The 24,202-nt window shown below is 72.3% G+C and carries 23 protein-coding genes; 12 read left to right on the top strand and 11 right to left on the bottom strand.

Translation table 11 applies throughout. From position 1 onward, the window contains the following. The first annotated feature begins 67 nt into the window (after positions 1–67). Positions 68–793: a nucleotidyltransferase domain-containing protein gene (locus EV371_RS01345; RefSeq protein ID WP_130460424.1), complete on the top strand. Its 726-nt coding sequence runs from the start codon at positions 68–70 to the stop codon at positions 791–793. 237 nt (positions 794–1,030) lie between these two features. Here the strand turns inward: EV371_RS01345 and EV371_RS01340 are convergent, their stop codons facing one another. Next, positions 1,031–1,498 (bottom strand): NUDIX domain-containing protein, encoded by a 468-nt coding sequence (locus tag EV371_RS01340; RefSeq protein WP_130460423.1) that lies wholly within the window; start codon positions 1,496–1,498, stop codon positions 1,031–1,033. 214 nt (positions 1,499–1,712) lie between these two features. On the opposite strand from EV371_RS01340, the gene EV371_RS01335 reads away from it, so the two are divergent. Both EV371_RS01335 and EV371_RS01330 read left to right on the top strand, forming a co-directional pair. Further along, complete coding sequence (locus tag EV371_RS01335; RefSeq protein WP_130465571.1) at positions 1,713–2,243, top strand: SigE family RNA polymerase sigma factor; 531 nt, start codon at positions 1,713–1,715, stop codon at positions 2,241–2,243. Next, on the top strand, positions 2,240–3,433 hold the full coding sequence (locus EV371_RS01330; RefSeq protein ID WP_130460422.1) for a hypothetical protein: 1,194 nt from the start codon (positions 2,240–2,242) through the stop codon (positions 3,431–3,433). The genes EV371_RS01335 and EV371_RS01330 overlap by 4 nt, the downstream gene beginning before the upstream one ends. 75 nt (positions 3,434–3,508) lie before the next feature. Here the strand turns inward: EV371_RS01330 and EV371_RS01325 are convergent, their stop codons facing one another. From EV371_RS01325 to trmB, 3 genes are all read right to left on the bottom strand, one after another. Next, positions 3,509–4,333, bottom strand: a complete 825-nt coding sequence (locus tag EV371_RS01325; protein WP_130460421.1) for an inositol monophosphatase family protein — start codon at positions 4,331–4,333, stop codon at positions 3,509–3,511. A 37-nt stretch (positions 4,334–4,370) separates the two neighbouring features. Beyond that, positions 4,371–6,875, bottom strand: a complete 2,505-nt coding sequence (locus EV371_RS01320) for a DUF3516 domain-containing protein (protein WP_130460420.1) — start codon at positions 6,873–6,875, stop codon at positions 4,371–4,373. A 101-nt stretch (positions 6,876–6,976) separates the two neighbouring features. Continuing rightward, entirely contained in the window at positions 6,977–7,567 is a 591-nt protein-coding gene (trmB, locus tag EV371_RS01315; protein ID WP_349340816.1) for a tRNA (guanosine(46)-N7)-methyltransferase TrmB, read from the bottom strand. A gap of 595 nt (positions 7,568–8,162) precedes the next feature. Between trmB and EV371_RS01305 the strand changes: the two genes are divergently transcribed. After that, entirely contained in the window at positions 8,163–8,666 is a 504-nt protein-coding gene (locus tag EV371_RS01305; RefSeq protein WP_349340808.1) for a hypothetical protein, read from the top strand. A gap of 19 nt (positions 8,667–8,685) precedes the next feature. After that, positions 8,686–9,396: a class F sortase gene (locus EV371_RS01300; protein WP_130460419.1), complete on the top strand. Its 711-nt coding sequence runs from the start codon at positions 8,686–8,688 to the stop codon at positions 9,394–9,396. Between the two features lie 70 nt (positions 9,397–9,466). On the opposite strand, the gene EV371_RS01295 is transcribed toward EV371_RS01300, so the two are convergent. The 4 genes from EV371_RS01295 to add all read right to left on the bottom strand — a co-directional run bounded on the left by EV371_RS01295 (position 9,467) and on the right by add (position 12,649). After that, positions 9,467–9,805 carry an antibiotic biosynthesis monooxygenase family protein gene (locus EV371_RS01295; protein WP_130460418.1) on the bottom strand — a complete coding sequence of 113 codons (339 nt, stop codon included), beginning with the start codon at positions 9,803–9,805 and terminating at the stop codon, positions 9,467–9,469. A gap of 4 nt (positions 9,806–9,809) precedes the next feature. After that, a complete protein-coding gene (locus EV371_RS01290; protein WP_130460417.1) occupies positions 9,810–10,610 on the bottom strand; it encodes an exodeoxyribonuclease III in 801 nt (266 codons plus the stop codon). An 81-nt stretch (positions 10,611–10,691) separates the two neighbouring features. After that, complete coding sequence (locus tag EV371_RS01285; protein WP_130460416.1) at positions 10,692–11,612, bottom strand: PAC2 family protein; 921 nt, start codon at positions 11,610–11,612, stop codon at positions 10,692–10,694. A 14-nt stretch (positions 11,613–11,626) separates the two neighbouring features. Continuing rightward, positions 11,627–12,649, bottom strand: coding sequence for an adenosine deaminase (add, locus tag EV371_RS01280; RefSeq protein ID WP_207230375.1), 1,023 nt, complete (start codon positions 12,647–12,649; stop codon positions 11,627–11,629). A 329-nt stretch (positions 12,650–12,978) separates the two neighbouring features. On the opposite strand from add, the gene EV371_RS01275 reads away from it, so the two are divergent. The 3 genes from EV371_RS01275 (at position 12,979) to EV371_RS01270 (ending at position 15,768) form a co-directional block, all read left to right on the top strand. Beyond that, positions 12,979–14,370, top strand: coding sequence for a hypothetical protein (locus tag EV371_RS01275; protein ID WP_130460414.1), 1,392 nt, complete (start codon positions 12,979–12,981; stop codon positions 14,368–14,370). A 184-nt stretch (positions 14,371–14,554) separates the two neighbouring features. Next, positions 14,555–14,701: a hypothetical protein gene (locus tag EV371_RS33225; RefSeq protein ID WP_165436574.1), complete on the top strand. Its 147-nt coding sequence runs from the start codon at positions 14,555–14,557 to the stop codon at positions 14,699–14,701. Positions 14,702–15,108: 407 nt separating this feature from the next. After that, positions 15,109–15,768, top strand: coding sequence for an EcsC family protein (locus EV371_RS01270; RefSeq protein ID WP_486484900.1), 660 nt, complete (start codon positions 15,109–15,111; stop codon positions 15,766–15,768). A 33-nt stretch (positions 15,769–15,801) separates the two neighbouring features. Here EV371_RS01270 and EV371_RS01265 read toward each other — a convergent pair whose 3' ends face one another. Then, positions 15,802–16,680: a GDSL-type esterase/lipase family protein gene (locus EV371_RS01265; protein WP_130460413.1), complete on the bottom strand. Its 879-nt coding sequence runs from the start codon at positions 16,678–16,680 to the stop codon at positions 15,802–15,804. 290 nt (positions 16,681–16,970) lie between these two features. Between EV371_RS01265 and EV371_RS01260 the strand changes: the two genes are divergently transcribed. The 4 genes from EV371_RS01260 to EV371_RS01245 all read left to right on the top strand — a co-directional run bounded on the left by EV371_RS01260 (position 16,971) and on the right by EV371_RS01245 (position 21,452). Continuing rightward, entirely contained in the window at positions 16,971–17,240 is a 270-nt protein-coding gene (locus EV371_RS01260) for a DUF6343 family protein (protein ID WP_130460412.1), read from the top strand. A 114-nt stretch (positions 17,241–17,354) separates the two neighbouring features. After that, positions 17,355–18,770 carry an NADP-dependent succinic semialdehyde dehydrogenase gene (locus EV371_RS01255; protein WP_130460411.1) on the top strand — a complete coding sequence of 472 codons (1,416 nt, stop codon included), beginning with the start codon at positions 17,355–17,357 and terminating at the stop codon, positions 18,768–18,770. A 96-nt stretch (positions 18,771–18,866) separates the two neighbouring features. Further along, a complete protein-coding gene (locus EV371_RS01250; protein ID WP_130460410.1) occupies positions 18,867–19,844 on the top strand; it encodes a TIGR03885 family FMN-dependent LLM class oxidoreductase in 978 nt (325 codons plus the stop codon). Positions 19,845–20,027: 183 nt separating this feature from the next. Beyond that, positions 20,028–21,452, top strand: a complete 1,425-nt coding sequence (locus tag EV371_RS01245; protein ID WP_130460409.1) for an Nramp family divalent metal transporter — start codon at positions 20,028–20,030, stop codon at positions 21,450–21,452. 87 nt (positions 21,453–21,539) lie between these two features. Here the strand turns inward: EV371_RS01245 and EV371_RS01240 are convergent, their stop codons facing one another. Both EV371_RS01240 and EV371_RS01235 read right to left on the bottom strand, forming a co-directional pair. Continuing rightward, on the bottom strand, positions 21,540–21,890 hold the full coding sequence (locus EV371_RS01240) for a hypothetical protein (RefSeq protein WP_130460408.1): 351 nt from the start codon (positions 21,888–21,890) through the stop codon (positions 21,540–21,542). Then, complete coding sequence (locus tag EV371_RS01235) at positions 21,887–23,860, bottom strand: hypothetical protein (protein ID WP_130460407.1); 1,974 nt, start codon at positions 23,858–23,860, stop codon at positions 21,887–21,889. The genes EV371_RS01240 and EV371_RS01235 overlap by 4 nt, the downstream gene beginning before the upstream one ends. Positions 23,861–24,202 lie beyond the last annotated feature (342 nt).

Here is a 24,202-nt window from a genome sequence, read left to right as displayed (position 1 = left end):
ATCACCCAATCCGAAGCGGGCGTCCGCTCCAGGTCGGCTGCTGGAGACGATCCTTACACTCGCCATCATGGCGACATCACCCGCTGCCGTTCGAGATCTTGCCAACGAGCTGAGCGAACTCGGATGGGTCAGCGACCTGATGGTGGCAGGATCGTTGGCCACCGGTGACTACGTGCCTCGCATCAGCGACCTTGACCTGGTTGCGCTCGTCGACGGACCTGTCGACACCGGTCGGCAGGCAACACTTGCAGGCATCCATCGTCACCTCGACAGCGGGAGCGGAGCGGGATTCAAACTCGGATGCGTGTACGTCGATGTCACGACCATCTCCGCTATCGAGGTGCAGCATCCGACCTGGACCCATGGCCAGCTCGTTCACCGCATCCTCTCCAGGATCACCAGAGCCGAACTGGTGCGGCACGGATACGAAATCCTCGGACGCTCGCCGCGCGACGTCTTCCCCGAAGTCTCGGCCGAGGACATAAGAGCGGCGGCCCACGCCGAGCTGACCGGCTACTGGGCCTGGGCCGCGCGACGCCCATGGATCTGGCTTGACCACACCATCGCTGAGCTTGGTCTCACCTCCATGGCCCGAGGTCGCTACGCACTCGACAGCGGCGAGCTCCTCACCAAGACGCAGGCCATCCAGCAGGCGCAGGCCCCAAGCTGGCTGATCGACCAACTGATGGCTAGACGGCGAGGCGAAGCCGTCTCGTCGCCTCGGATGCGGACGGCATTTGCCGCTTGGCGCGACGCCCGCCGAACCGTCGCTCACGCAAGGCGCGCTCGCTGAGCGCCACCCCACCTCCGCCGCCTTGTCGCGATGACCCAGGAGACGGAGAATCGACCAAGTGCGTCCGGACCACATTCGATGGTTCGTCCGCACGAACGTGTTTCGCTCGTGGTCACCACATAGGCCAACGGCTTCGGCGCCGTGCCCGGGCGAGCCTCGCGAGTGTCCGGGTTGCCTTCGCGAGTGGACCTGCGAGCCGCCCGGACTGCCCTGCGGGCTGCTGGTCTCCACGCGGGCTCAGTGCTGGACGAGGCCGCCGACCGGGACCGGAGCGACGTGGCCCGTTGCCGGCAGGGTCTGCGCCAGCGCAAGACCAATGTCGACCAGCGATGATCGGCGTAACCGCGCCACGTGCGGGATCGGAGTCCATACCGCCTCGACGGCTTCGTCGTTCGGCTCGGGCCTGAGTGCGCCACCGGTGATACGGACCCGGTAGAAGATCCCGACGTTCTGGTGCTCGGTCCCCGACCACGCTTCGGCGGCGGCGATCACCCTGGAGTCGACGCCCAGCAGGCGTTCGACCACCGCGTTGCAGCCGGTCTCTTCGGCGACCTCCCGGATCACCGCATCGAACGGATCCTCCGCGTGCTCGACCCTGCCACCGGGCAGCGTCCAGAGGGTGTCGCCGGTCGGTGCTACATGACGGGCGAGGAGCACCCGCTCACCCTCGATGCATATGGCGTATGCGGCCAGCCGGAAACTCACCCTCGCACCCCCCGGTCTGACCCTACCCCCGGGAGCTCTGGACGTCGGGGGTACTCGATCCGCATGGGGATCGTCCCGCCGCACGTCTGCAGCTGGACCACACAGGTGACCTACGCCGGCCTCGGCTGCAACCTGATCCGACACCGGCACGTGTTACCGCCGTCCTCCGGCCTGCGGCCGGGAACCTGTCCGGGGAGGGGTCGTGCAGTTGTCAATGCCGCCGCGTCTGGACCAACCACCGCCGTCGAATGCCGGGGGTAAGGTGCCAGAGGTCGACTTCGACGCGTTCTACCAGGCACACTTCCGGGCGCTGACCGTACAACTCTGCGCGTACACCGGAGATCTCGGGCATGCGCAGGACCTGGTGCAGGAGGCGTTCTGCCGCGCGTTCTCCCGGTGGCAGAAGATCGTCCGTTACGACGACCCGGTGGCGTGGGTCCGCAAGGTCGCCTGGAACCTGGCCACCAGCCGGTGGCGGCGGCTGCGTACCGCCCAGCTCTTCCTGGGGCGGCAGCGTGCGGAGCATGTACCCGCACCAAGCCTGGACCGGGTCGCGCTGGAGGCGGCCCTCGCCCTGCTACCTCCGCACCACCGCCGCGCCGTCGTCCTGCACCACCTGGCCGACATGCCGATCTCGGAGATCGCCCGACAGGAGGGTGTGGCCGAGGGAACGGTCAAGTCCTGGTTGCACCGCGGCCGGGCGGCACTGGCCACCCACCTGACCGAGCGAGGAGCGCAGCCGTGACCGACGATGACATGTTGCTGAACGCCCGGTTCGCCGCCTACCGCAACGAGCGGATGACCGATGTCACGCCGGCCGGTCCGGGTGCCGTCCGTACCACGGTGCGGAAGCGCCGCAGCGTCGCCACCACCGTCGGCGCCGCGGTCGCCGTGGCGTTCGTCGTCGGCCCGGCGGCCGGGTACGCCGCTCTCAGTCAGGATCGGACCCCACCACCCCCGCCGGCCACTTCGACCGAGCCCACCCCGCCCCCGACCCCCGCCCCGTCGCTGAGCCCGACGCAGAGCGCCACCACCGCGCCGGCGGTACCGGACCGCCGCATCACCAGCGCCGACCTGCTCGCCGCCCGACCCGACCTGCCGGCGTGGTGGGGCGACGCGCCATGCCAACGCGGAGGGCGGCTCGGCGGCAGGGCGCCCCAGGAGGAGGGGAACTGGCTACAGAGTGCCGACTATGCCGATGTGGACCTGGACGGCGCCGAGGAGACCGTGGCCATGATCGGCTGCAAGTTCAACCGCTCCGTCGTGCAGACCCAGGTTGCGGTCTTCGGCCGGGACGCGACCGGCAACATCGTCACCATGGGTCAGGTGCTGACGAGCCGGCCGCTTGGCTGGATCTTCCAGGTCGACACACGGCCGGACGGCTCGATCCGGATCGAGGTCGGCGACCGGGAGCCGGCCGGCGACCCGGGATCGGCTGCGGTGGTCCGGCAGTGGCGCACGTACGGGTGGACCGGCGAGAAGTTCGCGCAGACCGGCGGCCCGACCGGGTTCCCCGCCAAGAAGGGCCTGGCCGACCTGCGGGTGACCGCCACCGACGTGGTGTACGGGCCGCAGGCCGCCGACGGGTCGCGGCACGGCAGCACCACCGTCACGATCCGTAACGCCGGGCCCGCCGACGCGGACCATGTGCTCCTGTCGCTGGAACTGGGTGAGAACGTGCGCCACGAGGGCGGCGGCTGGACCGACTGCCTCGAAGCGGCCACCAACCCCGACTCGTCGCCGGCCAACCTCGACTGCCTGCTGGACCGGATACCGGCCGGCCAGACCAGGACCCTCGTGCTCGGCGTGGCCAGCAGCGGCGCGAAACTGACCCAGGTCTCCGCCCGAGCCCACGTGACGCGCCTCGACCAGCAGCGGAACCCCGTGCCGGACGTCAAGGAGGCCGACAACGAGTTCCACTTCGACCAGCGCTAGCCCACCGGGGCGCTGCCGGCGGCCGGACGTCCGGCAGCGCCCCGGTCGCGGTCCGGTTCGGCCGGTGCCGGTGGCCTACGGCGGGTCCGCCGACGGATCGGCGCCGGCCCCGAACTGCTTCTCCACCAGGGCCAGCAGTGCGGCGTGGGTCTGTGCGTCGGCCGCCACGAGCAGACCGCCCGGACCGGTGTGCAGTGGCTGCCCGCGCAGGCCGGTGACCACACAACCCGCGGCCCGGCACAACGCGATCCCGCTGGTGAAGTGCACGCTGTCCCGCAGGTGCCCGTCGGTCACGTATCCGGCCCGCCGGCCGGCCGCGACCCAGGCCACCGCGAGGGTGCTGGAGACCACGCGCGGGCGGAAGCGCTCGGCGAACCCGCGGTCGGCGAGCAGGCGTACGGCCCGGAAGGCGGGATCGTTCGGGTACGGCGGATCCAGGTTGACGTCCACCAGCCAGCAGTCGGCCGACGGACGGAGGTCGGTGTCCACGCCGTCGTGACGTACCCGGGCCCGGGCGCCGTCGGTCCAGAACACCTCGCCGCTGAACGGGTCGGCCGAGGCTGCCACGATGGTCTCCGGGCCGGAGTGCAGCGCGACGTTCACCGCGACCAGCATGCTACGGGCCGCGTAGTTCAGGGTGCCGCAGAGCGGGTCGACCAGCCACTCCCGGCCGTTCCCGGCGGATCCCGTGCGGCCGCTCTCCTCACCGACCACGGTGTCGTCCGGGCGGGCGGCACGGAGCACCGCCAGGATCGCCTGCTCCGCATCGAGGTCGGCGGCGGTGGCGAAGTCGCCCGAACCCTTGTCGAACCGGGCCAGCGCGCCGCCGTACCGGGAGCGCACCACCTCGGCACCCGCCTGTGCCGCCGCGATGGCCAGCTCGTGATCGGTGATCGTCATGCGGGCAAGGATATGGGCCGGCCGCAGACCGCGACGGCTACTGGAGCTGTCCGACCTCGGTCACCCGGAGCACCGCCGTACCCGCCGCGTCGGAGGCGGCGAGGTCGACCTCCGCGCTGATCCCCCAGTCGTGGTCCCCCTCCGGGTCGTCGAGGATCTGCCGGACCGTCCAGCGGTCCCGGCCCTGCTCGATCATCAGCAGCGCGGGACCGCGCGCGGCCGGCCCGGTACCGATCTCGTCGTACGCCTCGAAGTAGGGCTCCAGCGCGTCGGCCCAGGCGTCGGCGTCCCAGCCGTCCTCGGCATCCAGCGCCCCGAGCTCGTCGAAGCGGCGCAGCGCGGCCAGCTCCACCCGGCGGAACAGCGCGTTGCGGACCAGTACCCGGAACGCCCGGACGTTGCCGGTGACCGCCGGCGGCTTCTCGTCCACCACCACCACAGTGGTCGGGTCGGCCGGGTTGCGAAGCCGCTCCCACTCGTCGATCAGGCTGGAGTCGACCTGCCGGACCAGCTCGCCGAGCCACTCGATCAGGTCGATCAGTTCCTCGGTCTTGGCGTCTTCGGGCACGCTCTGCCGCAGCGCCTTGTACGCGTCCGCCAGGTAGCGCAGCACCAGTCCCTCGGAGCGGGACAGGCCGTAGAAGTTGACGTACTCGACGAAGGTCATCGCCCGCTCGTACATGTCCCGGACCACCGACTTCGGCCGCAGCTCGTAGTCGGCCACCCAGGGGTGCCCCCGCCGGTACATCTCGTAGGCGGCGTCCAGCAGTTCGGCGAGCGGCTTCGGGTGGGTCACCTCGTCGAGCAGTTCGAGCCGGGCCTCGTACTCGATGCCGTCGGCCTTCATCGCCGCGACCGCCTCGCCCCGGGCCTTGAACTGCTGTGCCGAGAGCACCTGCCGAGGGTTGTCGAGTGTGGATTCCACCACCGAGAGCACGTCCAGGGCGTATGTCGGGGAGGCGCTGTCCAGCAGCTCGATCGCGGCCAGCGCGAACGGCGAGAGTGGCTGGTTGAGCGCGAAGTCGAGCTGGAGGTCGACGGTGAGGCGTACCCGTCGACCCTGCTCGTCCGGCTCGGCGAGCCGCTCCACCACGCCGCCGGCCAGCAGTGCCCGGTAGATGGCGATGGCCCGCCGGATGTGCCTGCGCCGCGCCGGGCCGTCCTCGTGGTTGTCGGTCAGCAGGTGCCGCATCGCGGCGAACGCGTCGCCGGGCCGGCTGATCACGTTGAGCAGCATCGCGTGACTGACCTGGAAGCTCGACGTCAGCGGCTCCGGCTCAGCCTCGACCAGCCGCTCGAAGGTGGGCCGGCCCCAACCGATCGACCCCTCCGGTGGCTTCTTCCGGACCACCTTGCGCCGCTTCTTCGGGTCGTCGCCCGCCTTGGCGAGCGCCTTCTCGTTCTCGATCACGTGTTCCGGCGCCTGCACCACCACCGTGCCCAAGGTGTCGAAGCCGGCCCGCCCGGCCCGGCCGGCGATCTGGTGGAACTCGCGCGCCTTGAGCAGCCGGGTCTTGACACCGTCGTACTTCGACAGGCCGGTGAACAGCACGGTACGGATCGGCACGTTGATCCCGACCCCGAGGGTGTCGGTACCGCAGATCACCTTGAGCAGCCCGGCCTGGGCCAGCGTCTCCACCAGCCGCCGGTACTTCGGCAGCATCCCCGCGTGATGCACCCCGATGCCGTGCCGGACCAAGCGCGACAGCGTACGCCCGAAGCCGGCGGTGAACCGGAAGTTGCCGATCGCTTCGGCGATCATGTCCTTCTCGGCCCGGGTGGCGACGTTGACGCTCATCAGCGCCTGGGCGCGTTCGAGCGCGGCGGCCTGGGTGAAGTGCACGACGTAGATCGGCGCCTGCCGGGTGGAGAGCAGCTCCTCCAGGGTCTCGTGCAGCGGCGTCATCGCGTAGGAGAACATCAGCGGTACGGGCCGCTCGGCGTTGCGTACCAGCGCCGTCGGCCGCCCGGTACGCCGGGTCAGGTCGTCGACGAACCGGGTGACGTCGCCCAGCGTGGCGGACATCAGCACGAACTGCGCCTGCGGCAGCTCGATCAGCGGCACCTGCCAGGCCCAGCCCCGGTCCGGCTCGGCGTAGAAGTGGAACTCGTCCATGATCACCATGCCGACGTCGGCCCGCTCACCGTCGCGCAGCGCGATGTTGGCGAGGATCTCCGCCGTACAGCAGATGATCGGCGCATCCTCGTTGACGCTGGCGTCCCCGGTCAGCATCCCGACGTTCTCGGCACCGAAGATCTCGCAGAGCGCGAAGAACTTCTCCGAGACCAGCGCCTTGATCGGCGCGGTGTAGAAGCTGACCCGATCGTCGGCCAGGGCCGCGAAGTGGGCACCGGTGGCGACCAGGCTCTTGCCGGAGCCGGTCGGGGTGCTCAGGATGAGGTTGGCCCCGGAGACGATCTCGATCAGCGCCTCCTCCTGGTGGGGATAGAGGCTGAGGCCACGCTCCTGGGCCCAGCCGGCGAACGCGTCGAAGAGGGCGTCGGGTTCGGCGCTGCCCGGCAGCTGGTCGGTGAGCCTCATAGCCGGTCCATGGTGCCTGTCCCAGCTCGGCAACGCCAATCGGTCCCGTGTAGGGAAGGGGCCCTTCTACAGCAGAAAACGATAGGCGGGGCCCTTACACCTCAGCGGCGCCGGAAGATCAGGTCGAGGATCGGACGGCCGGCGGAGGCCCCCCGCCGCTCGAACTTCGTCACCGGGCGGTGGGCCGGACGGGGCGCGTAGCCGGGATACAGGTTCACCAACTCCGGGTCGGCGGCCAGGGTGTCGCGCATGCTCGCGGCGTACTCCGGCCAGTCGGTGGCGCAGTGCAGGGTGCCGCCGCGGACCAGCCGGGAGCGGAGCAGCGCGACGTGCGCGGGTTGGATAAGCCGGCGCTTGTGGTGCCGAGGCTTGGGCCACGGGTCGGGAAAGAAGATGTGTACGCCGTCGAGCCGGTTCGGCGGCAGCAGGTGCCGTACCAGGTCGAGCGCGTCACCCTGGGCGATCCGGAGATTGGTCAGCCCGTGCCGCTCGGTGAGGGCGAGCAGGTTGGCGATGCCCGGGGTGTGCACCTCGACGGCGAGATAGTCCCGCCCCGGGTCGGCGGCGGCCATCGCCACGGTGGCGTCACCCATCCCGGAACCGATCTCCAGCACCACCGGCGCCGCCCGCCCGAACAGCTCGACCAGGTCCAGTTGGCCGGCCGCCCGGTCGCTGGCGGCCCGCTCATCGATGGCTGAGGCGTTGGCGGCTGAGGCGGCGTGGGTGGTTGAGGCGGCGTTGGCGGCTGAGGCGGCGTGGGTGGCTGAGGCGGCGTTGGTGGCTGACGCGGCGTTGGTGGGCCGGTCGTTGGTGGGTTGGTCGATCATCGGCAGGTCGCCGTCGGCGACGTGATCCGGCGCCGGCACGGTCAGGCCGTACCGGGGCCAGAGTCGGTCCAGCGCGTCCAGGTGTCGCCCGCTGAGCCGGCCCCGGCGCGGGTGGAAGGTGCGGATCCGGGCCTGCTGCCCCGGCGGTACCCGGCGCGGGGCTCCGGCGGGCGCGGGCCGCGGTGCGGGCGCCGGTGTGGCGGTCTGGTCCTGGCTGCCGAGGCTCACGGGAAAGCCAGCCTACGCGATCGCGCCGACCCGCGACCAGCTACGCAGCAGGCCGACCCCCGGATCCGCCCCCGCCGGAACGGATCGGCCCGAGGACGCCGACCCCGGAAAGGATCTACCCGAGAATGCCCGACCGGATGTGCGCGGCGTCGACAGGTGAGAGGATTTCCCCATACGGCGGGCCCCGGGCCGCGTTCGCCCGGCCCTGCCCGAGGCGCCGGAAGGGGGACCAGTGGCCACGCGTCGACGCATCGCGATCCTCTGCGGTGTCCCGCTCGCCCTGCTCCTGGCCGGGCCCGTCCCGGCCCGCGCCGCCGACGTCTTCGTGCAACTCAACCCGAGCACCGTCGAGGCCGGCTTCATGGTCGGCATCAAGGCCAGCTGCCGGACCAACACCCAGGCCGCCACGGTCGAGTCGCCGGCCTTCGGCACCGTGACCGTGCAGCCGCAGGCCGGTTTCCTCACCGCGGTCGCCACCGTTCCGGAGACGACCCGGGCGGACACCTACCGGGTCCGGCTGAGCTGTCCGGACGGCGGGACCGCCTCCACCCGACTGATGGTGGTGGGCGCCACCCGGCCGCAGCGAGGCCCGGCGACCGGCTTCGGCGGCAGTGCCGGGGACGACCCGGGCGGACTGCTGGTGGCCGGTGGACTGGCCAGCACCGTACTCGGCGCCGTGCTGGGCCTGGTCGCCATCCGCCGCCGGGCCCGGTCGGCGTCTCCGCGCCGGAGCTGACCGGGAGGAGTTTCGCCCGATGGCCCGTACCCCCACCGGCCGGCGACCCTGGCTCGGCGGCCGGCAGCCGGCGGCACAGCTGCGGCATCCGGCGGCCCGATCCGGCGCCAGCCGCCCCCGTCGGAGCCTGATCGGGCCGGTGGCGATCGTCCTGGTGCTCGTCGGGGTCTTCGCGACCGGCGCCGGGCTGGGCCAGTCGGCGGGCGGGCCGTGGCGCTGGCTGCACGGCGGCACCAAGGAGCCGCCCCGGGACTTCCCGGTGCTCGCACCCAGCCGCCCGGTGAAGCTGGCGGTCCCGTCGATCGGGGTGCGCGCCCCGGTGCACCGGGTCGGGCTCGCCGACGACGGCTCGATCGCCGTACCCGCGCTGGAGAAGCACAACGAGGCCGGCTGGTACGACCGCGGCCCGACCCCCGGCCAGTTCGGGCCGGCGATCATCGTCGGGCACGCGGACACCCGGACCGGGCCGTCGGTCTTCCACGACCTGGTGAAGCTCCGGCCGGGCGCCCGGATCGAGGTGACCCGGCAGGACCGGTCGGTGGCGATCTTCGAGGTCAACTCGGTCGAGCACTTCGCCAAGGACAGGTTGCCCACCGAGCGGGTGTACGGCGACTTCCGCCGCCCGTGGCTGCGCCTCATCACCTGCGGCGGGCGCTGGGTCGGCGGCGGTACGGGCTACTCCGACAACATCGTCGCCTTCGCCTCGCTTGTCGACTCCCGGAAGCCCTGACCGGTCGGCACCTGCCGGGGAGCTTCCGCCGGCCGGGCCGGGGAGCTTCCGCCGGCCGGGGCCGGGCAGGTTACGGGGCGGTCGGGCCGGCCTGCTGGACCACCTCGAACTCGAGCAGCGTGGCTCCGGTGGCGGCCGGTCGGGGCTGCTCGGCACCGGACCCGCCGTCGGCCGGTCCGCGCGCGTGCGCCTGCCGGGCGGGCCCGTCCGCCCAGGCCCGGTACGCCTCCTCGCTCTCCCACTTCGTGTAGACGAAGTAGCGGGTCTCTCCGGCCACCGGACGGAGCAACTCGAAGCCGAGGAACCCGGGAGAGTTCTCGACCGCGCCCTGCCGGCCGGCGAACCGCCGTTCGAGCTCCGCGCCCGCCCCTTCCGGCACCTCAATCGCGTTGATCTTCACCACTGCCATGACCTCACCCTAGATCGGTGTGGTTCGGGTTGGGGGCGGTGTCCACGACGATCGGTGCGTGGTCGGAGGGGCCCTTGCCCTTGCGGGCCTCCCGGTCCACGTACGCCGAGGTGACGCGTTCGGCGAACGACTCCGTGGCGTACACCAGGTCGATCCGCATGCCCTTGTTCTGGTGGAACATGCCGGCCCGGTAGTCCCAGTAGGTGAACGGGTGCGGGCCCTTCATCGGCGTCGGTACCACGTCGGTCAGGCCGAGGGCGCGCAGGTCGGCCAGGGCCTGCCGCTCCGCCGGAGTCACGTGCGTCGAGTTGACGAAGAGCCCCGGGTCCCAGACGTCGGCGTCGGTCGGCGCCACGTTGTAGTCGCCGCAGACCACCAGCGGCAGCCCGGTGCGCAGCTCGGTGGCGAGCGCGTCCCGGAGCACCGCCAACCAGGCGAGCTTGTACTCGTAGTGTGGCGAGTCCGGGGTACGCCCGTTCGGCACGTAGATCGACCAGACGCGGAGCCCGGCGCAGGTCGCGGAGATCGATCGGGCCTCGGGCTCGGGAAAGCCGGGCTCGTCGGCGAAGCCGACCGCGACCTCGGCCAGGCCGACCCGGGACAGGATCGCCACCCCGTTCCACCGCCCGTCGCTGTGGCTGGCGACCTCGTAGCCCAGCTCGCCGACCTCGGCGGTCGGGAACGCCCCATCCGGGCACTTCGTCTCCTGCAGGCAGACCACGTCCGGCTTCGTGCCGGCGAGCCAGTCCAGCAGCCGGGGGAGCCGGGCCTTCACCGAGTTGACGTTCCAGGTCGCCAGGCGCATGTGTCCCAGCCTGCCCGATCGGGGCGGGAAACGCAGGTACGCGCCGCCGTCGGCGGCCGGCCGGCCACCGAGCCCCGGTGGTCAGGTGCCCGGGGTGTCCCCGGGCCGGCCCTGTTCGGCGAGGAAGCGTTCCAACTCCGCGCCGAGTTCGTCGGCGGTGGGCAGCGGTCCGGTCTGGTTGGCGAGCAGGTTCGAGCCGCCCCGACCCCGGGTGAAGGCGTCGTACTGCTCCTCCAGCGCCTGCACCAGCGAGGTTGCCTCGTCGGTCTGCGCCACCTGGCGATCGATGTCGACCCGGACGGCCTCGGCGGCGGCCCGGAGCGCCTCGGTGGGCAGCAGCAGGCCGGTGGCCCGGGAGACCGAGGTGAGCAGCAACTCGGCCGCGCCCGGATACTCCGTCTGGGCCACGTAGTGCGGCACGTGCACCGCGAAGCCGACCGCGTCCCGGCCCTGCTCGCCGAGGCGGAACTCCAGCAGGTTGCCGGCGCTGCCGGGCACCTGGATGCGCTGCAGCCAGGACTCGTAGCCGGTGATCAGCTCCGGTCGGGTGGCGTGCGCGGTGACCCCGATCGGGCGGGTGTGCGGCACCGCCATCGGTATCGCGTTCAGCCCGATCGTGACGCGTACGCCGAGCCGCCGGATCAGGCTGGTCAGGGCGGCGATGAACCGTTCCCACTGGAAGTCCGGCTCGGGGCCGGAGAGCAGCAGGAACGGGGTCTTCTCGTCGTCGCGCAGCAGGTGCAGTTCGAGCTTCGGCTGCTCGTAGTGCTCCCAGTGGTCCTCGACGAAAATCATCGTGGGTCGCCGGGACCGGTAGTCGAGCAACTGGTCGACGTCGAAGGTGGCGATCGTCCGGGACTCGAGGGTCGACACCAGGTGTTCCCGGGCGAGCCGGGTCGCGTTTCCGGCGTCGACGAAGCCGGAGAGCGCCTGGATCAGCACCGGCTGACCCAGCTCGGGCAGGTCGTCGGTGAGCTGGTACAGCTCGTTCGGGTCGAGCACCGGTCAGGACCTCCTCAGGGGGTACGCCGGGACGCGCCTTCGGCGGGTGGCGCCCCGATGTAGCAAACGCTGCCGCTATCTTGGTCCATTCCGCCGAGCCACTCCGCGACCCCCACCAGCATCGTCGTCCGGATCTCCTCCGGAGCGGCGGACGCCTCGATCGACGCCCGGCCGAGGGTGGCCAGCTCGGCGTCGGTGCAGCCGAGTACGTCCCGGGCCAGCACGTACTGGTCGAGCAGGTTCGTACCGAACAGCAGCGGGTCGTCGGTGCCGAGCGCCACCGGCACGCCCGCGCTGAGCAGGGTGCGCAGCGGGGTGGCCGCCAGCCCGGTGGTGACGCCGAAGGGCGGATATGAGCTGGGACACACCTCCATCGCCACCGCGCGGTCGGCCAGCAGGTCGAGGGTGGCCGGGTCGACCGCGGCGGTCAGCCCGTGGCCGACCCGGTGCGCGCCGAGCAGCGCGACGCAGTCCCGGACGTGCCAGGCCGGCTCGTAGAACCCGCTGTGCGGCACGGCGAGCAGTCCGGCCTCGGTCGCGGTGCGCATCGCCGGGACGAAGTCGGCGATCCGGCCCCGACGTTCGTCGTTGGAGAGCCCGAAGCCGACGACGCCGTGTCCGGCGTACCGTGCGGCGAGCCGGGCGACCCGCTCCGCCTGGGCCGGGGATCCGGCCCAACTGGCGGCCAGCACCACGCCGGTACGCCGATCGGCCGCGCCGGCTAGTACCGCCTCGACCACCGGCTCCAGCCCGCCCAGCCGGTCGGCGTACGTCGTCGGGTCGACCTGGATCTCCACCCAGCCGGCGCCGTCGGCGACGTTGTCGGCGGTTGCCTCGGCCACCACCCGGGTCAGGTCCTCGGCGCTGCGCAGCGCCGCTCGGGCGAGGTCGTAGCGGGTCTGGAACGCGGCCCAACCGGCGAGGGGAGCGGTCGGCAGCGGCTCGGGCAGCGGCAGTCCATACCGCTCCGCCAACTCGGCGAGGGTTCCCGGGCGCATCGAGCCGGTCAGGTGCAGGTGCAGATTGGTCTTGGGCAACCGACGGAGATCACGGCGGGGGAACGGATCGGGGGCGGATGCCATAGTCCACGGTCTCACGTCCGGGGGAACGGGTGGGGGACCGGCCGGCCGGGCCGGACTCGACCGATCGGAGGAGGGGGCCGATGTTGCAAGGAGTGACGGATGATTCAAACGTATATGCCCGAGCGGCCAGCAAAAACGTGCTCTTCCCGAAATACCTGGTTCGTCCTGGCTGACCCTGGGCGCTCGCGCCTGGGTCCACCTGACCGATTGCCCGGACGGCAGATGTGGTGGAGCCCACTAGGTGACTCCCCGTAGTTGGCCGTCGGCCTGCCTAGCCTCGTCGGATGCCTGACGACGACCGTTCCGAGACCGGGTACTCCGCCATGCCCAGCACTGTCCGATCGGACGATCCCCCCTCCTCCGCCCCGGCGTCCGCTGCTTCCGTGCGCCGGTCGTCGCCCGACAGTCGCCCGCCGACCCCGGCTCGGCTGTGGAGGCTCGTACTGCTGCTGTTCGTCGTGGTCGACCGCGTCCGGCCGCTCGGTCCGGCCGTGGCGCGCCGGCTGGCCCGGCCCGCGGCTGCTCTGGCCCGGCCCGCGGCTGCTCTGGCCCGGCCCGCGGCTGCTCTGGCCCGGCCCGCGGCTGCTCTGGCCCGGCCCGCGGCTGCTCTGGCCCGCCGGCTGGCTTGGCCCGCCGCTGCCGTGGCCCGGGTCGGCCGGCCCGGAGTCGCCCGAGCCGGCCGGCTGGTCGGGGTGGCGGCGGCCCGACTGCGCGTCGCGGCCGCGCCGGCCCTGGCCCTGCTCCACGCCCAGTGGCGGCGCCTGCGTCGGACCGTCGAGCCCGGGCTGGTCCGGGTCCGCCGGGTGCCCGCCGTCCGGACCGCGGAGCGAGCGGTGCGCCGGGCCGCCGAACGGGCCGCGCCGCCCGCCCGCCGGCTCCTCTCCCGGGCCGGCGCCCTGGCCGCCCGGACCGGGCTGCCGCAGCGGCTCGGCCTGCGCCGTCCGGACCGCCGGGTCCGGGTTGCGCTGGCCGCCGGGCTGCTCTGCTGTCTCGGTGTGCTGGCCGCCGTCGAAGTGATCTCAGCGTCGGCCGACCCGACCGACAGCAGCACGGCGCACGCGGATGACCGGGTCGCGCTCTCCCGGCCCGACGACGGCAGCGGCGGCCGGCCCGACGACGGCAGCGGCGGCCGCGCGCCGGACCGTTCGAGCCGCTCCGGCGATCACGGCCGGTCGGACGGGGCGAGGTCGGACGAGGCGGACCCGGACACGTCGTCCCCGCTGGACGACGCGGAACCGGTGGCCGGGCTGACTCCGGTCCAGATGGACAATGCCCGGGCGATCGTCCGGACCGGTCGGGACATGGGAGTGTCGCGCCGAGGGCTGATCATCGGGGTGGCCACCGCCATGCAGGAGAGCAACCTGCTCAACCGGGCCAGCGAGGTGCTGCCGGAATCGAAGCGCTACCGGCACCAGGGCACCGGCTGGGACCACGACTCGGTCGGACTGTTCCAGCAGCGCACCAGCAGCGGCTGGGGACCGGTGCACCGCCTGATGGATCCGGCGTACGCGAGCGCCCGCTTTTTCGAGGCGTTGCGCCAGGTGCCCGGCTGGCAGCGGATGCGGCTGACCGAGGCGGCCCAGGCGGTGCAGTACTCGGCCTACCCGGAGCACTACGCCAAGCACGAGGGTCAGGCGGCCAGGGTGGTCGACGCACTCGTCCCGGATTGGCGCTGAGCCAGGGGCGAGTCGGCGGCGCGCGTGGAGCCGTCGACGGCCGCCAGGTGGAGGGCCGTCGACGGCGACGGGCTTGATCGGCCCGGTCACGATGGCGGAGTGGACCCGTTCGTACCGCGACGCCGGTGTGCCGCGGTGGGGGACCGGGTAAACCTGATGTCAGGACCACGCGAGGAGGACCGAGATGGCGTCACTGGTGCAACGGATCCGGATGTACCTCAGATCCCCGCAGGGCCGACAGCTCATCGACCGAGGGCGGCGTGAACTGGCCAAGCCGTCGAACCAGCACCGGATGCGCCAGATCATGTCCCGGCTGCGCGGCCGGCGCTGACCGTCGATTCGGCGCCGACTCGTCGGCTCTGGCCGGCCGGTGGTGGTACCCCTGATCCCTCTTCCCGAGACCCGGAGTGTCCCGTGACCGAGTCCCAGCCGGTGGGCGCCGCCGCGCCGGTGCCGCCGTCCGACCGTACGCTGCCGGCCGCCGCGAATCCGGGCCCGGTATCCCGACCGGAGACCGCCGTCGGAGTCGCCCAGGTCGACCCGACCGCCACGACCGACCCGACCGCCACGACCGATTCGACCGTTGCCGGGCTGCCGGCCACCGATGCAACCGTTGCCGGGCTGCCGGGCACCGAGCCGACCGTTGCCGAGCCGCCGGGGGGCGAGGAGTCCGAGTCGCCGGGTGCCGAGGCGACGGTCGCCGGGCCGCCGGGGGCCGAGCCCGGCGACGGCCCGGAGTTGACCGTCGCACCGCCCAGCGGGCTGTGGGAGCGGATGCGGGCCGACCCGCAGTACGCCCCGGAGCACCTCGCCCTGGAGGCGGTCCGGCGGATCGGACCGCAGGCCCGGGCCTGGGCCGAGCGCACCCGTGGCTGGTATCCCCAGATGACGCCGGAGGCCATGGCCCAGACGGCGATCCGGAAGTTCGTCAACCACGCCCGGGTGTCCGGGGCGATCTCCGGGGCCGCCGGCCTGCCCGGTGCAGTCCTCGACATGGGAGTGCTGGCCTGGACCCAGGCCCGGATGGTCCTCTACGTCGCGGCCGCGTACGGGCACGATCCCGAACATCCGGACCGGGCGACCGATCTGCTGGTGCTGCAACGGGTACACAAGATCGCCGAGACGGCGCGGGTGGCGCTCGGCGTGGCGGCCGGGCGGGAGCGGGTCGACGCCCTGCGGAGCCGGTCGGACGCGCCGCTGGCCCAGGTGATGCTGCGGCTCGGCCTGAAGCTGGCGCAGATGGCCGGCGTCCGGGCCGTGAAGCGGATGGCCGCCAAGGCGGTCCCCGGGGCGGCGGTGGTCTTCGGCAGCTGGGCGAACTCGTCGGCCACGAAAGGCCTGGCGACCCGCTCCCAGGAGTTGTACCGGGCCCGGGCGATCATGCCGCCGAGCCGGTAGCCCGGGCACCCGGCCGCCCGTTGCCCCGCGCCCTCAGTCGGCCCGTCGGGCCTGGGCGGCCAGGCCGGAAGCCCGCCACGCCACCTTGGCCAGCTCGTCCTGCCCGGCCACGTTCGGGTGGAAGTAGTCGAGCCGGTTAAGCAGGTCCAGGCCGAACCGCACCCGGTGCGCGGCGCCGCCGTCGTACCGGCAGCGGGACCCGTACGCCTTGCAGGCGGCGGCGAGCTGCTCGTTGTACGCGTCGATCCGGGCCCGGAACGTCGATCGGCGGGTACGGTCGGCCGGCGCCGTCGAGGTGGGGCTGGCCAGCAGCGCGGGACAGATCCGGCCCCGCCAGGCGCGTACCGCCCGGGTGTCCTCGTGACCGACCTCCCAGATCCGGTAGAGGTTCGGGATGCTCACCACCAGCACCCGGGCCTTCGGCAGGCCCTTCTTCAGCGTCGCGAGTCCACGGTCGATCCCGGTGCGGAACGCCGCGACACTGGTCATGTCCTCGATCCCGCCCCGGCAGGCGTCGTTCGCTCCGATGAGTACGGTCACGTAGTCCACCTTGGCGCGTACCGCGGCGGCGGCCTGGCTGGCCAGTCCCGAGGCACGGGCCCCGTTCACCGCCTCGTTGTGCGCCTTGCCCCGGATGGCCGGGTTCACCTCCCGGAGCCGGCGGTAGAGGCTCTCCACCCGGCTGCTGTCTCCGGTCGACCACGAGTTCCGCTGGCAGGCGGCGAGGATCACGCAGGAGCCGAAGCCGGTGCTGATGGAGTCGCCGAGCGCCGCGATCGAGTCGGGCACGCCGGGCCGGGGCGGCGCGGGCGGAGGATCGGGCTGACCGCCACCGCCGCCGTCGGACCCCTCGCAGGCCAGTGCGAAGGCCGCGAGCAGGGCGGTGACGGCGGCGGTCCAACGTCTGGGCATGCTTCTCCCGTTACGGAGCGGAAAGCAATCGCTCCGTAACTGTACGGGGCGACGCCGCCGGCCGGGAAGCCACGCCGGCCGCCATCGGCACGCGGATCACCGACACTCGCGCCGTCAGGCCGGTCGGGCGGGTCTCCGGAACCCATGCCGGATCGCCGGTCTTCGGCCAACCGGTGGTCGCAGCGAGGGTCGTGGTGCCGGCCCGGAGCGGGCCGGGCTTCCGGGTCGGGTCGGCGGCGCAGAGGCGGTCGGCCGGGTTAGGCCGAGCCCATACCGGGTAGTTTGGGGAAATGGCGGCGAGATCACAGCCCCGACGGGCGAAAGGGACGGTTGGTCACCCGTACAGCGCGCTGAACCTGCGTTTGGTGCTGGCCATCTTCGGTCTGGTGATCTGTGTGGTGCTGGGCGTGCTGGCACTCCGGGCCGACCTGCTGGCGCTGGCGGTGGCCCTCGGCGTCCTCGCCCTGGTCGCCGTGGTCGATCTGGTGGTGGTGCAGCGCCGCCGGATCGCGCGGCGCCGCGAGGAGCCGCCGGGCACGAAGCACTCGCTCTTCGAGTGAGCACGGAGCCGCTGCGAGTGCGGCTGGAGCCGGTCCCGGCCCGTCCGTCGCCCGGGCTCCGCACGATCCGCCGACGGCTCCGCACGATCCGCCGACATCGCCAGGGAGTACGACATGTCGATCGCCACCATCGACCCGAACACGGGACGGGTGCTCAAGACCTTCGACGAGATGACGGACGAGCAACTGGAGACCGCGCTCGCCCGGGCGGCGGCCGGCTTCGACGAGTTGCGTGCCACCACCTTCGCCGAACGGGCCCGGTGGATGTCCGCCGTGGCGGACCTGCTGGAGGTCGAGTGCGACGGCGTGGCCCGGATGATGACGACGGAGATGGGCAAGACCTACGCGTCGGCCAAGGCCGAGGTGGCCAAGTGCGCGGCGGCCTGCCGGTACTACGCGGCGCACGCCGAGCGGTTCCTCGCCGACGAGCCCGCCGACGCCGGTTCGATCGGTGCCACCTCGGCGTACGGCCGCTACTTCCCGATGGGCCCGGTGCTGGCGGTGATGCCGTGGAACTTCCCGCTCTGGCAGGTCATGCGGTTCGCCGCGCCCGCCCTGATGGCCGGCAACGTGGGGCTGCTCAAGCATGCCTCGAACGTGCCGCAGACGGCGCTGTACCTGGACGAGCTGTTCCGTCGGGCCGGTTTCCCGGCCGGCGCGTTCCAGACGCTGATGATCGGGTCGGAGCGGATCGAGCAGGTGCTCGCCGATCCCCGGGTCCGGGCCGCGACGCTGACCGGCAGCGAGGGCGCCGGCCGGGCGGTGGCGTCGATCGCCGGCAGGTACGTCAAGAAGACCGTGCTCGAACTCGGTGGCAGTGACCCGTTCGTGGTGATGCCCTCGGCCGACGTTGCCCGGGCCGCCGAGGTGGCCACGGTGGCCCGCTGCCAGAACAACGGCCAGTCCTGCATCGCGGCGAAGCGGTTCATCGTGCACACGGAGGTGTACGACGAGTTCACCGAGGCGTTCGTGGCCCGGATGTCGGCGCTGCGGCTCGGTGACCCGATGGACGACGGGACCGACGTCGGGCCGCTCGCCACCGAGCGGGGCCGCGACGAGGTCGCCGAGCAGGTCCGGGACGCCGTGGCCAAGGGTGCCCGGGTGCTCTGCGGCGGCGAGGTGCCGGACCGGCCCGGCTGGTGGTACCCGCCGACCGTGGTCACCGAGCTGACCCCGCAGATGCGGATGTACGCCGACGAGGTCTTCGGCCCGGTCGCCGGGCTCTACCGGGTCGGCTCCTACGAGGAGGCGATCGAGGTGGCCAACGGCACCGACTACGGCCTCGGCGCCAACGCCTGGACCCGGGACCCGGCCGAGCAGCAGCGGTTCGTCGCCGACCTGGACGCCGGGATGGTATTCGTGAACGGAATGACCACGTCCTATCCGGAGCTGCCGTTCGGCGGCGTCGGCAATTCCGGCTACGGCCGCGAGCTGTCGGCACAGGGCATCCGGGAGTTCTGCAACCTCAAGGCCGTCTGGATCGGTGTGGGCGCCTCGGCGGGTCCCGGCGCGGGCGCGCACAGCGAGTAGCCCGCCGGCGGAGCGGGCCGCGCGGTCCCCGGTCGCCGAACATTCATCCGCGCGCCGGGTGTGCGGGCCGGGGTCGGCGGGGTACGGGAGACCGCCATGACGGTCTTCGGGCTACACGCCTCACACGAGCAGATCCATCCCGCCGAGTTGCTCCGGACCGTCGTCCGGGCCGAGGAGGCGGGCTTCGACGCGGCCATGTGCTCCGACCACTTCTCGCCGTGGAGTGCCCGGCAGGGGCAGTCCGGCTTCGCCTGGTCCTGGCTCGGCGCCGCGCTCCAGGCCAGCACGCTGCCGTTCGGCGTCGTCAACGCGCCCGGCCAGCGTTACCATCCGGCGATCGTGGCGCAGGCGATCGGCACGCTCGCCGCGATGTATCCCGGCCGGTTCTGGGCCGCGCTGGGCAGCGGGGAGGCGAGCAACGAGCACATCACCGGGGCTGGCTGGCCGCGCAAGGAGATCCGGACGGCGCGGTTGCGGGAGTGCGTCGACGTGATCCGGGCGCTGTTGGCCGGCGAGGAGGTCAGCCACGACGGGCTGGTCACGGTCGACCGGGCCCGGCTCTGGACCCGGCCGGAGGAGCCGCCCGCGCTGGTCGGGGCCGCGGTCACCGAGGCGACCGCCCGGTGGTGTGCCGAGTGGGCCGACGGACTGATCACGGTGAACGCTCCGGTGTCCCGGCTGCGCCGGATGGTCGACGCCTACCGGGACGCGGGCGGTCGGGGAAAACTGCACCTCCAGGTCCACCTGAGCTGGGCACCCGATCCGGCGCAGGCGGCCCGGATCGCGTACGAGCAGTGGCGCAGCAACGTCTTCGCCCCGCCGGTCTGCTGGGATCTGGAGCTGACCGAGCACTTCGACGTCGTCTCCGAGCAGGTGTCGCCGGAACGGGTCGCCGAGGTGGTCAACGTCTCCGCCGACCTGGGCCGGCACGCGGCCATGCTGCGCGAGTACGCCGACCTCGGCTTCGACGAGATCTACCTGCATCACGTGGGGCAGCGGCAGGAGGCCTTCGTCGACGCCTTCGGTGCGAAGGTGCTCCCCGAGTTGCGTACGGGCGGGTGGGAGCGGAGCTGAGCCGGTGCCGGCTCAGCCGGCGGCGCCGTTGGCACACCGTCCATGGTGGCGGAGAATCTATCTACCACGATCACTGCGGACAGCACGACCACTGCGAACCGATCTCGCATCCGGCCCTGATGACCGGAGTCGCCCGGGCGGTGTCCGGGCCACCGGGCCGGTGCCCGTCCCTGGAGGTCACCGATGACGCAGACCGCCGCCGACCGATTTCCGACCAAGCACCTGCCCGGAGTCGCCGTCCGGGACCTACCCCCGCCGCCCCGATCAGCCTGGTCGATCCTCGGGCCGGGGGTGATCGCGGCCGGCGTCGGCCTGGCGTCCGGCGAGTTCATCCTCTTTCCGTACATCGCCTCGCAGGTGGGGCTGGTCTTCCTCTGGGCCGCCGCGGTCGGGATCGTCACCCAGTGGTTCCTGAACATGGAGATCGAGCGCTACACCCTGGCCACCGGGGAGACCGCGCTGACCGGCTTCTCGCGGTTCTGGCGGCACTGGGGACTGGTCTTCGCGATCATGGTCTACTTCGCCAACCTCTGGCCGGGATGGGCGTCCAGTTCGGCCACCATGCTGACGTACCTGTTCGGCGGCGACGCCACCTGGATCGCGGTCGGCCTGCTGCTGCTGATCGGCGCGACGCTCACCCTGGCCCCGGTGGTCTACACCGCGCTGGAGCGGATCGAGTTCGTCAAGGTCGGCCTGGTACTCCTCTTCATCGCGGTCGCGGTGCTCTTCGCCATCTCGGCCCAGGCCTGGGGCGACCTGCCGACCGCGGTGACCGCGCCGGAGTTCCCCACCGAACTCGGCTTCGCGCTGATGCTCTCTGCGCTGGTCTTCGCCGGTGCCGGCGGTGGGCAGAACCTGGTGCAGTCCAACTGGATCCGGGACAAGGGCTACGGGATGGGCCGGTACGTGCCCCGGCTGGTCAGCCCGGTCACCGGCCGGGAGGAGGCCGCCCCGGACGGTCGTGGCTTCGTCTTCGAGCCCACCGAGGAGAACCTGGCCCGCTGGCGGCGGTGGTGGCGGCTGGCCAACCGCGAGCAGTTGGTCACCTTCGCACTGATCTCGTTCCTCACCATCGTGCTGACCTCGCTGCTGGCGTACTCCACCGTGTACGGGGTGCCGGGACTGGCCAACAGCGTGGAGTTCCTCCAGGTCGAAGGGGAGCGGCTGAAGGAGATCGTCGGCCCGTGGTTCGGCACCCTGTTCTGGATGATCGGAGCGCTCTCGCTCTTCGCCGCCGCGATGGGCATCGTCGACTACACCAGCCGGCTCGCCGCGGACGTCGTCAAGACGGCGTACCTGCCCCGGTTCTCCGAGAGCCGGATCTACTTCGCGCTGGTCTGGGGGCTGGTCGGGCTCGGCTGCCTCATCCTGCTGGCCGGCTTCGACCAGCCGCTCGTCCTGCTGGTCATCTCGGCCTGCGTCGGCGGGCTGATGATGTTCTTCTACTCGATCCTGCTGCTGGTGCTCAACCGCCGGGTCCTGCCGGAGCAGATCCGGCCCCGGTCGTACCGGGTGGTGGCGCTGCTCTGGTCGGTACTGCTCTTCGGCGTCTTCTCCGCGTTGACCGTCTGGCAGCAGGGCGACCGGCTGCTCGACTGGCTGCGGTAGCCGGGGGTATCGGGGCCCCGGGGGTATCGGGATCTCGGACGGTACCGGAGAGCCCCCGGGTGGTACCGGAGCCCCGGGCGGGCAGAATCACGGGCCGCGCCCTTCCGGCGGCTCCTCCGGAGGCGGAAGCGTGTCCAGGCCGAGTCGTGCGGTCTCGGCCGCCAGCTCGTGCAGGAACCCGTCGACCCGCTCGTCGTCCATGGTCCGCAACTCGGTGCTGACCCACTCGATCCCGGCGCCGAACGCCTGCCGCTGTTCGGCGGCCATCGGCCACTGCAGCATCGCCCGCTCCGAGGCCCGGGGCTCGCCCCGATAGGCCACCACGGCGTCCGCCGGGAGGGAGTCGAGCAGGTCGTCACCGACGCCGGGAGCGGCACCCCGGTCCATCACCAGTTCCTCCGGATCCCTGGCCGGCCCGCGCGGCTTCGGCCGGCTCATGCGGTCGCACCTGGCCGGCTCCGGCCCGGGCGCGGCTGCTCCACGTCCCGGAGCAGTTCGACGTAGTGATGGAGTTCGTCGCGGAGCCGGAAGAAGAGGTACGCGGCGACGAGCCCGCCGACCAGCCCGACCGCGAAGACGCCGAGGTTCACCCGGATCTCTCCGAGCAGCGGTACGACCGGCCGGGCGACCATCCAGGCCGGCGGCGGCTGTACGTACAGCAGCACGGCGACGAGTGAGGTGGCTCCGGTGGCCACCAGCCCGGCGAAGGTGGTCAGCGAGGACCGTTGCAGTTTCTCCACCGAGTAGCCGACGAAGGTCGCCGCCACCGGCGAGATGGCCAGCAGGAACGCGAGCACGTCGCCGGAGATCCGGTCGCCGTCGTTGACCGGGACCAGGAGGGCGAGCAGGGTTATCACCAGTGCGGAGAGTGCGGCCAGCCAGGAGGTGAGGCCGAGCGCACCGGGCGGCACCTCGTCGAAGACCACCTCCATCACCAGGTCCGCCGGGGCCCGACAGGTGTCGAAACGCCGGGCGTAGAGGTGGGCGTACGGCAGGGCCTGGCGGTGTCGTACCCGCAGGTACGCGCGTTCGCTCATGGCACGGATCGCCGCCTGGTCGATGCTCGCTCCGGACTGCGCCAACTGCACCGAGTGCACCTTCACGTAGGTGTTCGCCCCGGCCCGCATCCGGAAGTGGTAGCTGGTGGCGGTGAAGGGCAGGTTCAGCGGGATGACGAAGGTGTTGGGCGCGAGCCCGAGCCGGACCCGGCGCCGGCCGCGGTGCGAGGTCGCCCGGCCGTACACCGGGATGGTCTTGGTGTAGTGCAGGATCCAGGCGCATCCGTCCGGCGGCGGCACCTCGGCGATGACCACGTAGTTGCGGACCAGGAACGAGCAGACTCCGCGGAGCCGGTGCAGCCGCGTCTGGGCGGCGCTGGCCCGGATCGGCGCGACGTTGCGGTCGAAGTACGCGTCCGCGTCGGCCACCGAGACCCGACCGGCCTGGAACACCAGCCGGAGCAGCGCGAAGAGCACCGCGTCGTGGCGTCGCTCGTCCGCCGCGTGGACCGCCTCGCCGAACGTCTCCCGGAACAGTTGCCGCAGCACGTGCGCGACCACGCCCCGGGCGTCCTCCTGGGACAGGAACGGCACGGGGTCACCGGACCCGTCGAAGGTCTCGACGTTGTCGAGCATCCCGCCCTTGGTGCTCAGGATCATCGGCACCAGCATCACCCGAGGCTGCCCTGCCGGCCCGGCCGGATCGTCCGGGCCGGTGGACCGACCGGTCGGGCCGCCGGTGTCGCCCGGTCCCGCCGTCCGGGTGAGTAGCGCGGAGGAGGCGGCGGTACCGGACGGGCCGCCGAGCCGGCGGCTGCCACCGTTGGCCCCCGAGCTACTCGGCGGGTCTGCTGGGGCCGGAGCATTCTCCGGTCCTCGCGTCGCGGGTGTCGCGGGTACGGCGTCCTCGCGGAGCCCCACCAGGTCCTCCGGGGTACCGCTGAAGGTCGTGGAGACCAGCACCCGTAGACACTCGTCGACCTGCTGGACCTCGTCGGTGATCCGGACCTGGTAGCGGGCCGGGTCGAGCAGGATCTGGCCGAACAGCCGGATGGCCGGGGCGGGATAGGTCCGGCTGACCCGGATCATCGACCGAAGGATCTCCCGGTCGGCGTCGCGCTGGGCGAGCGTGACCGAGGCGGGTCGTCCGGGAGCCCGGTCGAAGCGTTGCCGCCGCCACCAGTGCCGCTGCGCCGTGCGCCGGGCCGACACCACCAGCTCGGCCGCGGCCAGCAGGCCGACCACCCGGATCGCTCCCTCGGCCGGCCAGAGCGCGGTGTCGAGCCACGGGACCGCACGCAGCAGCAGGTCGGCCGGCCCGTCCACGATCGAGGCCACCGCGACGACCGCGGCGACGCCGAGCTGGGCCAGGCAGGTGGCGATCCAGCGAAATGTCTCTCCTCTGCGCACCAGACCTCCCCGGTCGCTCTTCGCCCGGCGAGTTCCGCGACGGCGTGCGCCGTCGGCGGTGGTTGCGCAGGGCAAAGGTGACGTCTCTTCGTGATGACAGCCTTGCGGAAAGTTAAGATCCGCTGCCTCCCCCGGACGGGCGCGGCCACGTCGAGATCGCCCGCCGAACCGGCCGGCCGGGCCGCCGGGCCGTCCCGTCCGGCCGCACTGGACGGAGGGGGTCACCCGGACCGAAGCGCCGACCGCCGATCGACCCACAGACGCCGGGCGATCCGGCCCGCACAGACGCCGGGTGAGCCCGCACAGACGGCGGGCGAGCCCGGACGCGACCAGTCGCGTCCG

This window comes from Plantactinospora sp. CNZ321, assembly GCF_004217235.1.
Note: the sequence above shows the minus strand (reverse complement) of the source record. Positions and strands in the feature narration are given on the sequence as shown.

Excerpts from the sequence above, each read along its gene's own strand:
- EV371_RS01275 (WP_130460414.1), top strand. The coding sequence starts at position 12,979 with ATGCCTGACGACGACCGTTCCGAGACCGGGTACTCCGCCATGCCCAGC.
- EV371_RS01260 (WP_130460412.1), top strand. The coding sequence starts at position 16,971 with ATGGCGGCGAGATCACAGCCCCGACGGGCGAAAGGGACGGTTGGTCAC.
- EV371_RS01245 (WP_130460409.1), top strand. The coding sequence starts at position 20,028 with ATGACGCAGACCGCCGCCGACCGATTTCCGACCAAGCACCTGCCCGGA.
- EV371_RS01240 (WP_130460408.1), bottom strand. The coding sequence starts at position 21,890 with ATGAGCCGGCCGAAGCCGCGCGGGCCGGCCAGGGATCCGGAGGAACTG.
- EV371_RS01320 (WP_130460420.1), bottom strand. The coding sequence starts at position 6,875 with ATGAGGCTCACCGACCAGCTGCCGGGCAGCGCCGAACCCGACGCCCTC.
- EV371_RS01250 (WP_130460410.1), top strand. The coding sequence starts at position 18,867 with ATGACGGTCTTCGGGCTACACGCCTCACACGAGCAGATCCATCCCGCC.
- EV371_RS01335 (WP_130465571.1), top strand. The coding sequence starts at position 1,713 with ATGCCGCCGCGTCTGGACCAACCACCGCCGTCGAATGCCGGGGGTAAG.
- EV371_RS01325 (WP_130460421.1), bottom strand. The coding sequence starts at position 4,333 with ATGACGATCACCGATCACGAGCTGGCCATCGCGGCGGCACAGGCGGGT.
- EV371_RS01295 (WP_130460418.1), bottom strand. The coding sequence starts at position 9,805 with ATGGCAGTGGTGAAGATCAACGCGATTGAGGTGCCGGAAGGGGCGGGC.
- EV371_RS01255 (WP_130460411.1), top strand. The coding sequence starts at position 17,355 with ATGTCGATCGCCACCATCGACCCGAACACGGGACGGGTGCTCAAGACC.
- EV371_RS01300 (WP_130460419.1), top strand. The coding sequence starts at position 8,686 with ATGGCCCGTACCCCCACCGGCCGGCGACCCTGGCTCGGCGGCCGGCAG.
- EV371_RS01290 (WP_130460417.1), bottom strand. The coding sequence starts at position 10,610 with ATGCGCCTGGCGACCTGGAACGTCAACTCGGTGAAGGCCCGGCTCCCC.
- EV371_RS01265 (WP_130460413.1), bottom strand. The coding sequence starts at position 16,680 with ATGCCCAGACGTTGGACCGCCGCCGTCACCGCCCTGCTCGCGGCCTTC.
- EV371_RS01345 (WP_130460424.1), top strand. The coding sequence starts at position 68 with ATGGCGACATCACCCGCTGCCGTTCGAGATCTTGCCAACGAGCTGAGC.
- EV371_RS33225 (WP_165436574.1), top strand. The coding sequence starts at position 14,555 with ATGGCGTCACTGGTGCAACGGATCCGGATGTACCTCAGATCCCCGCAG.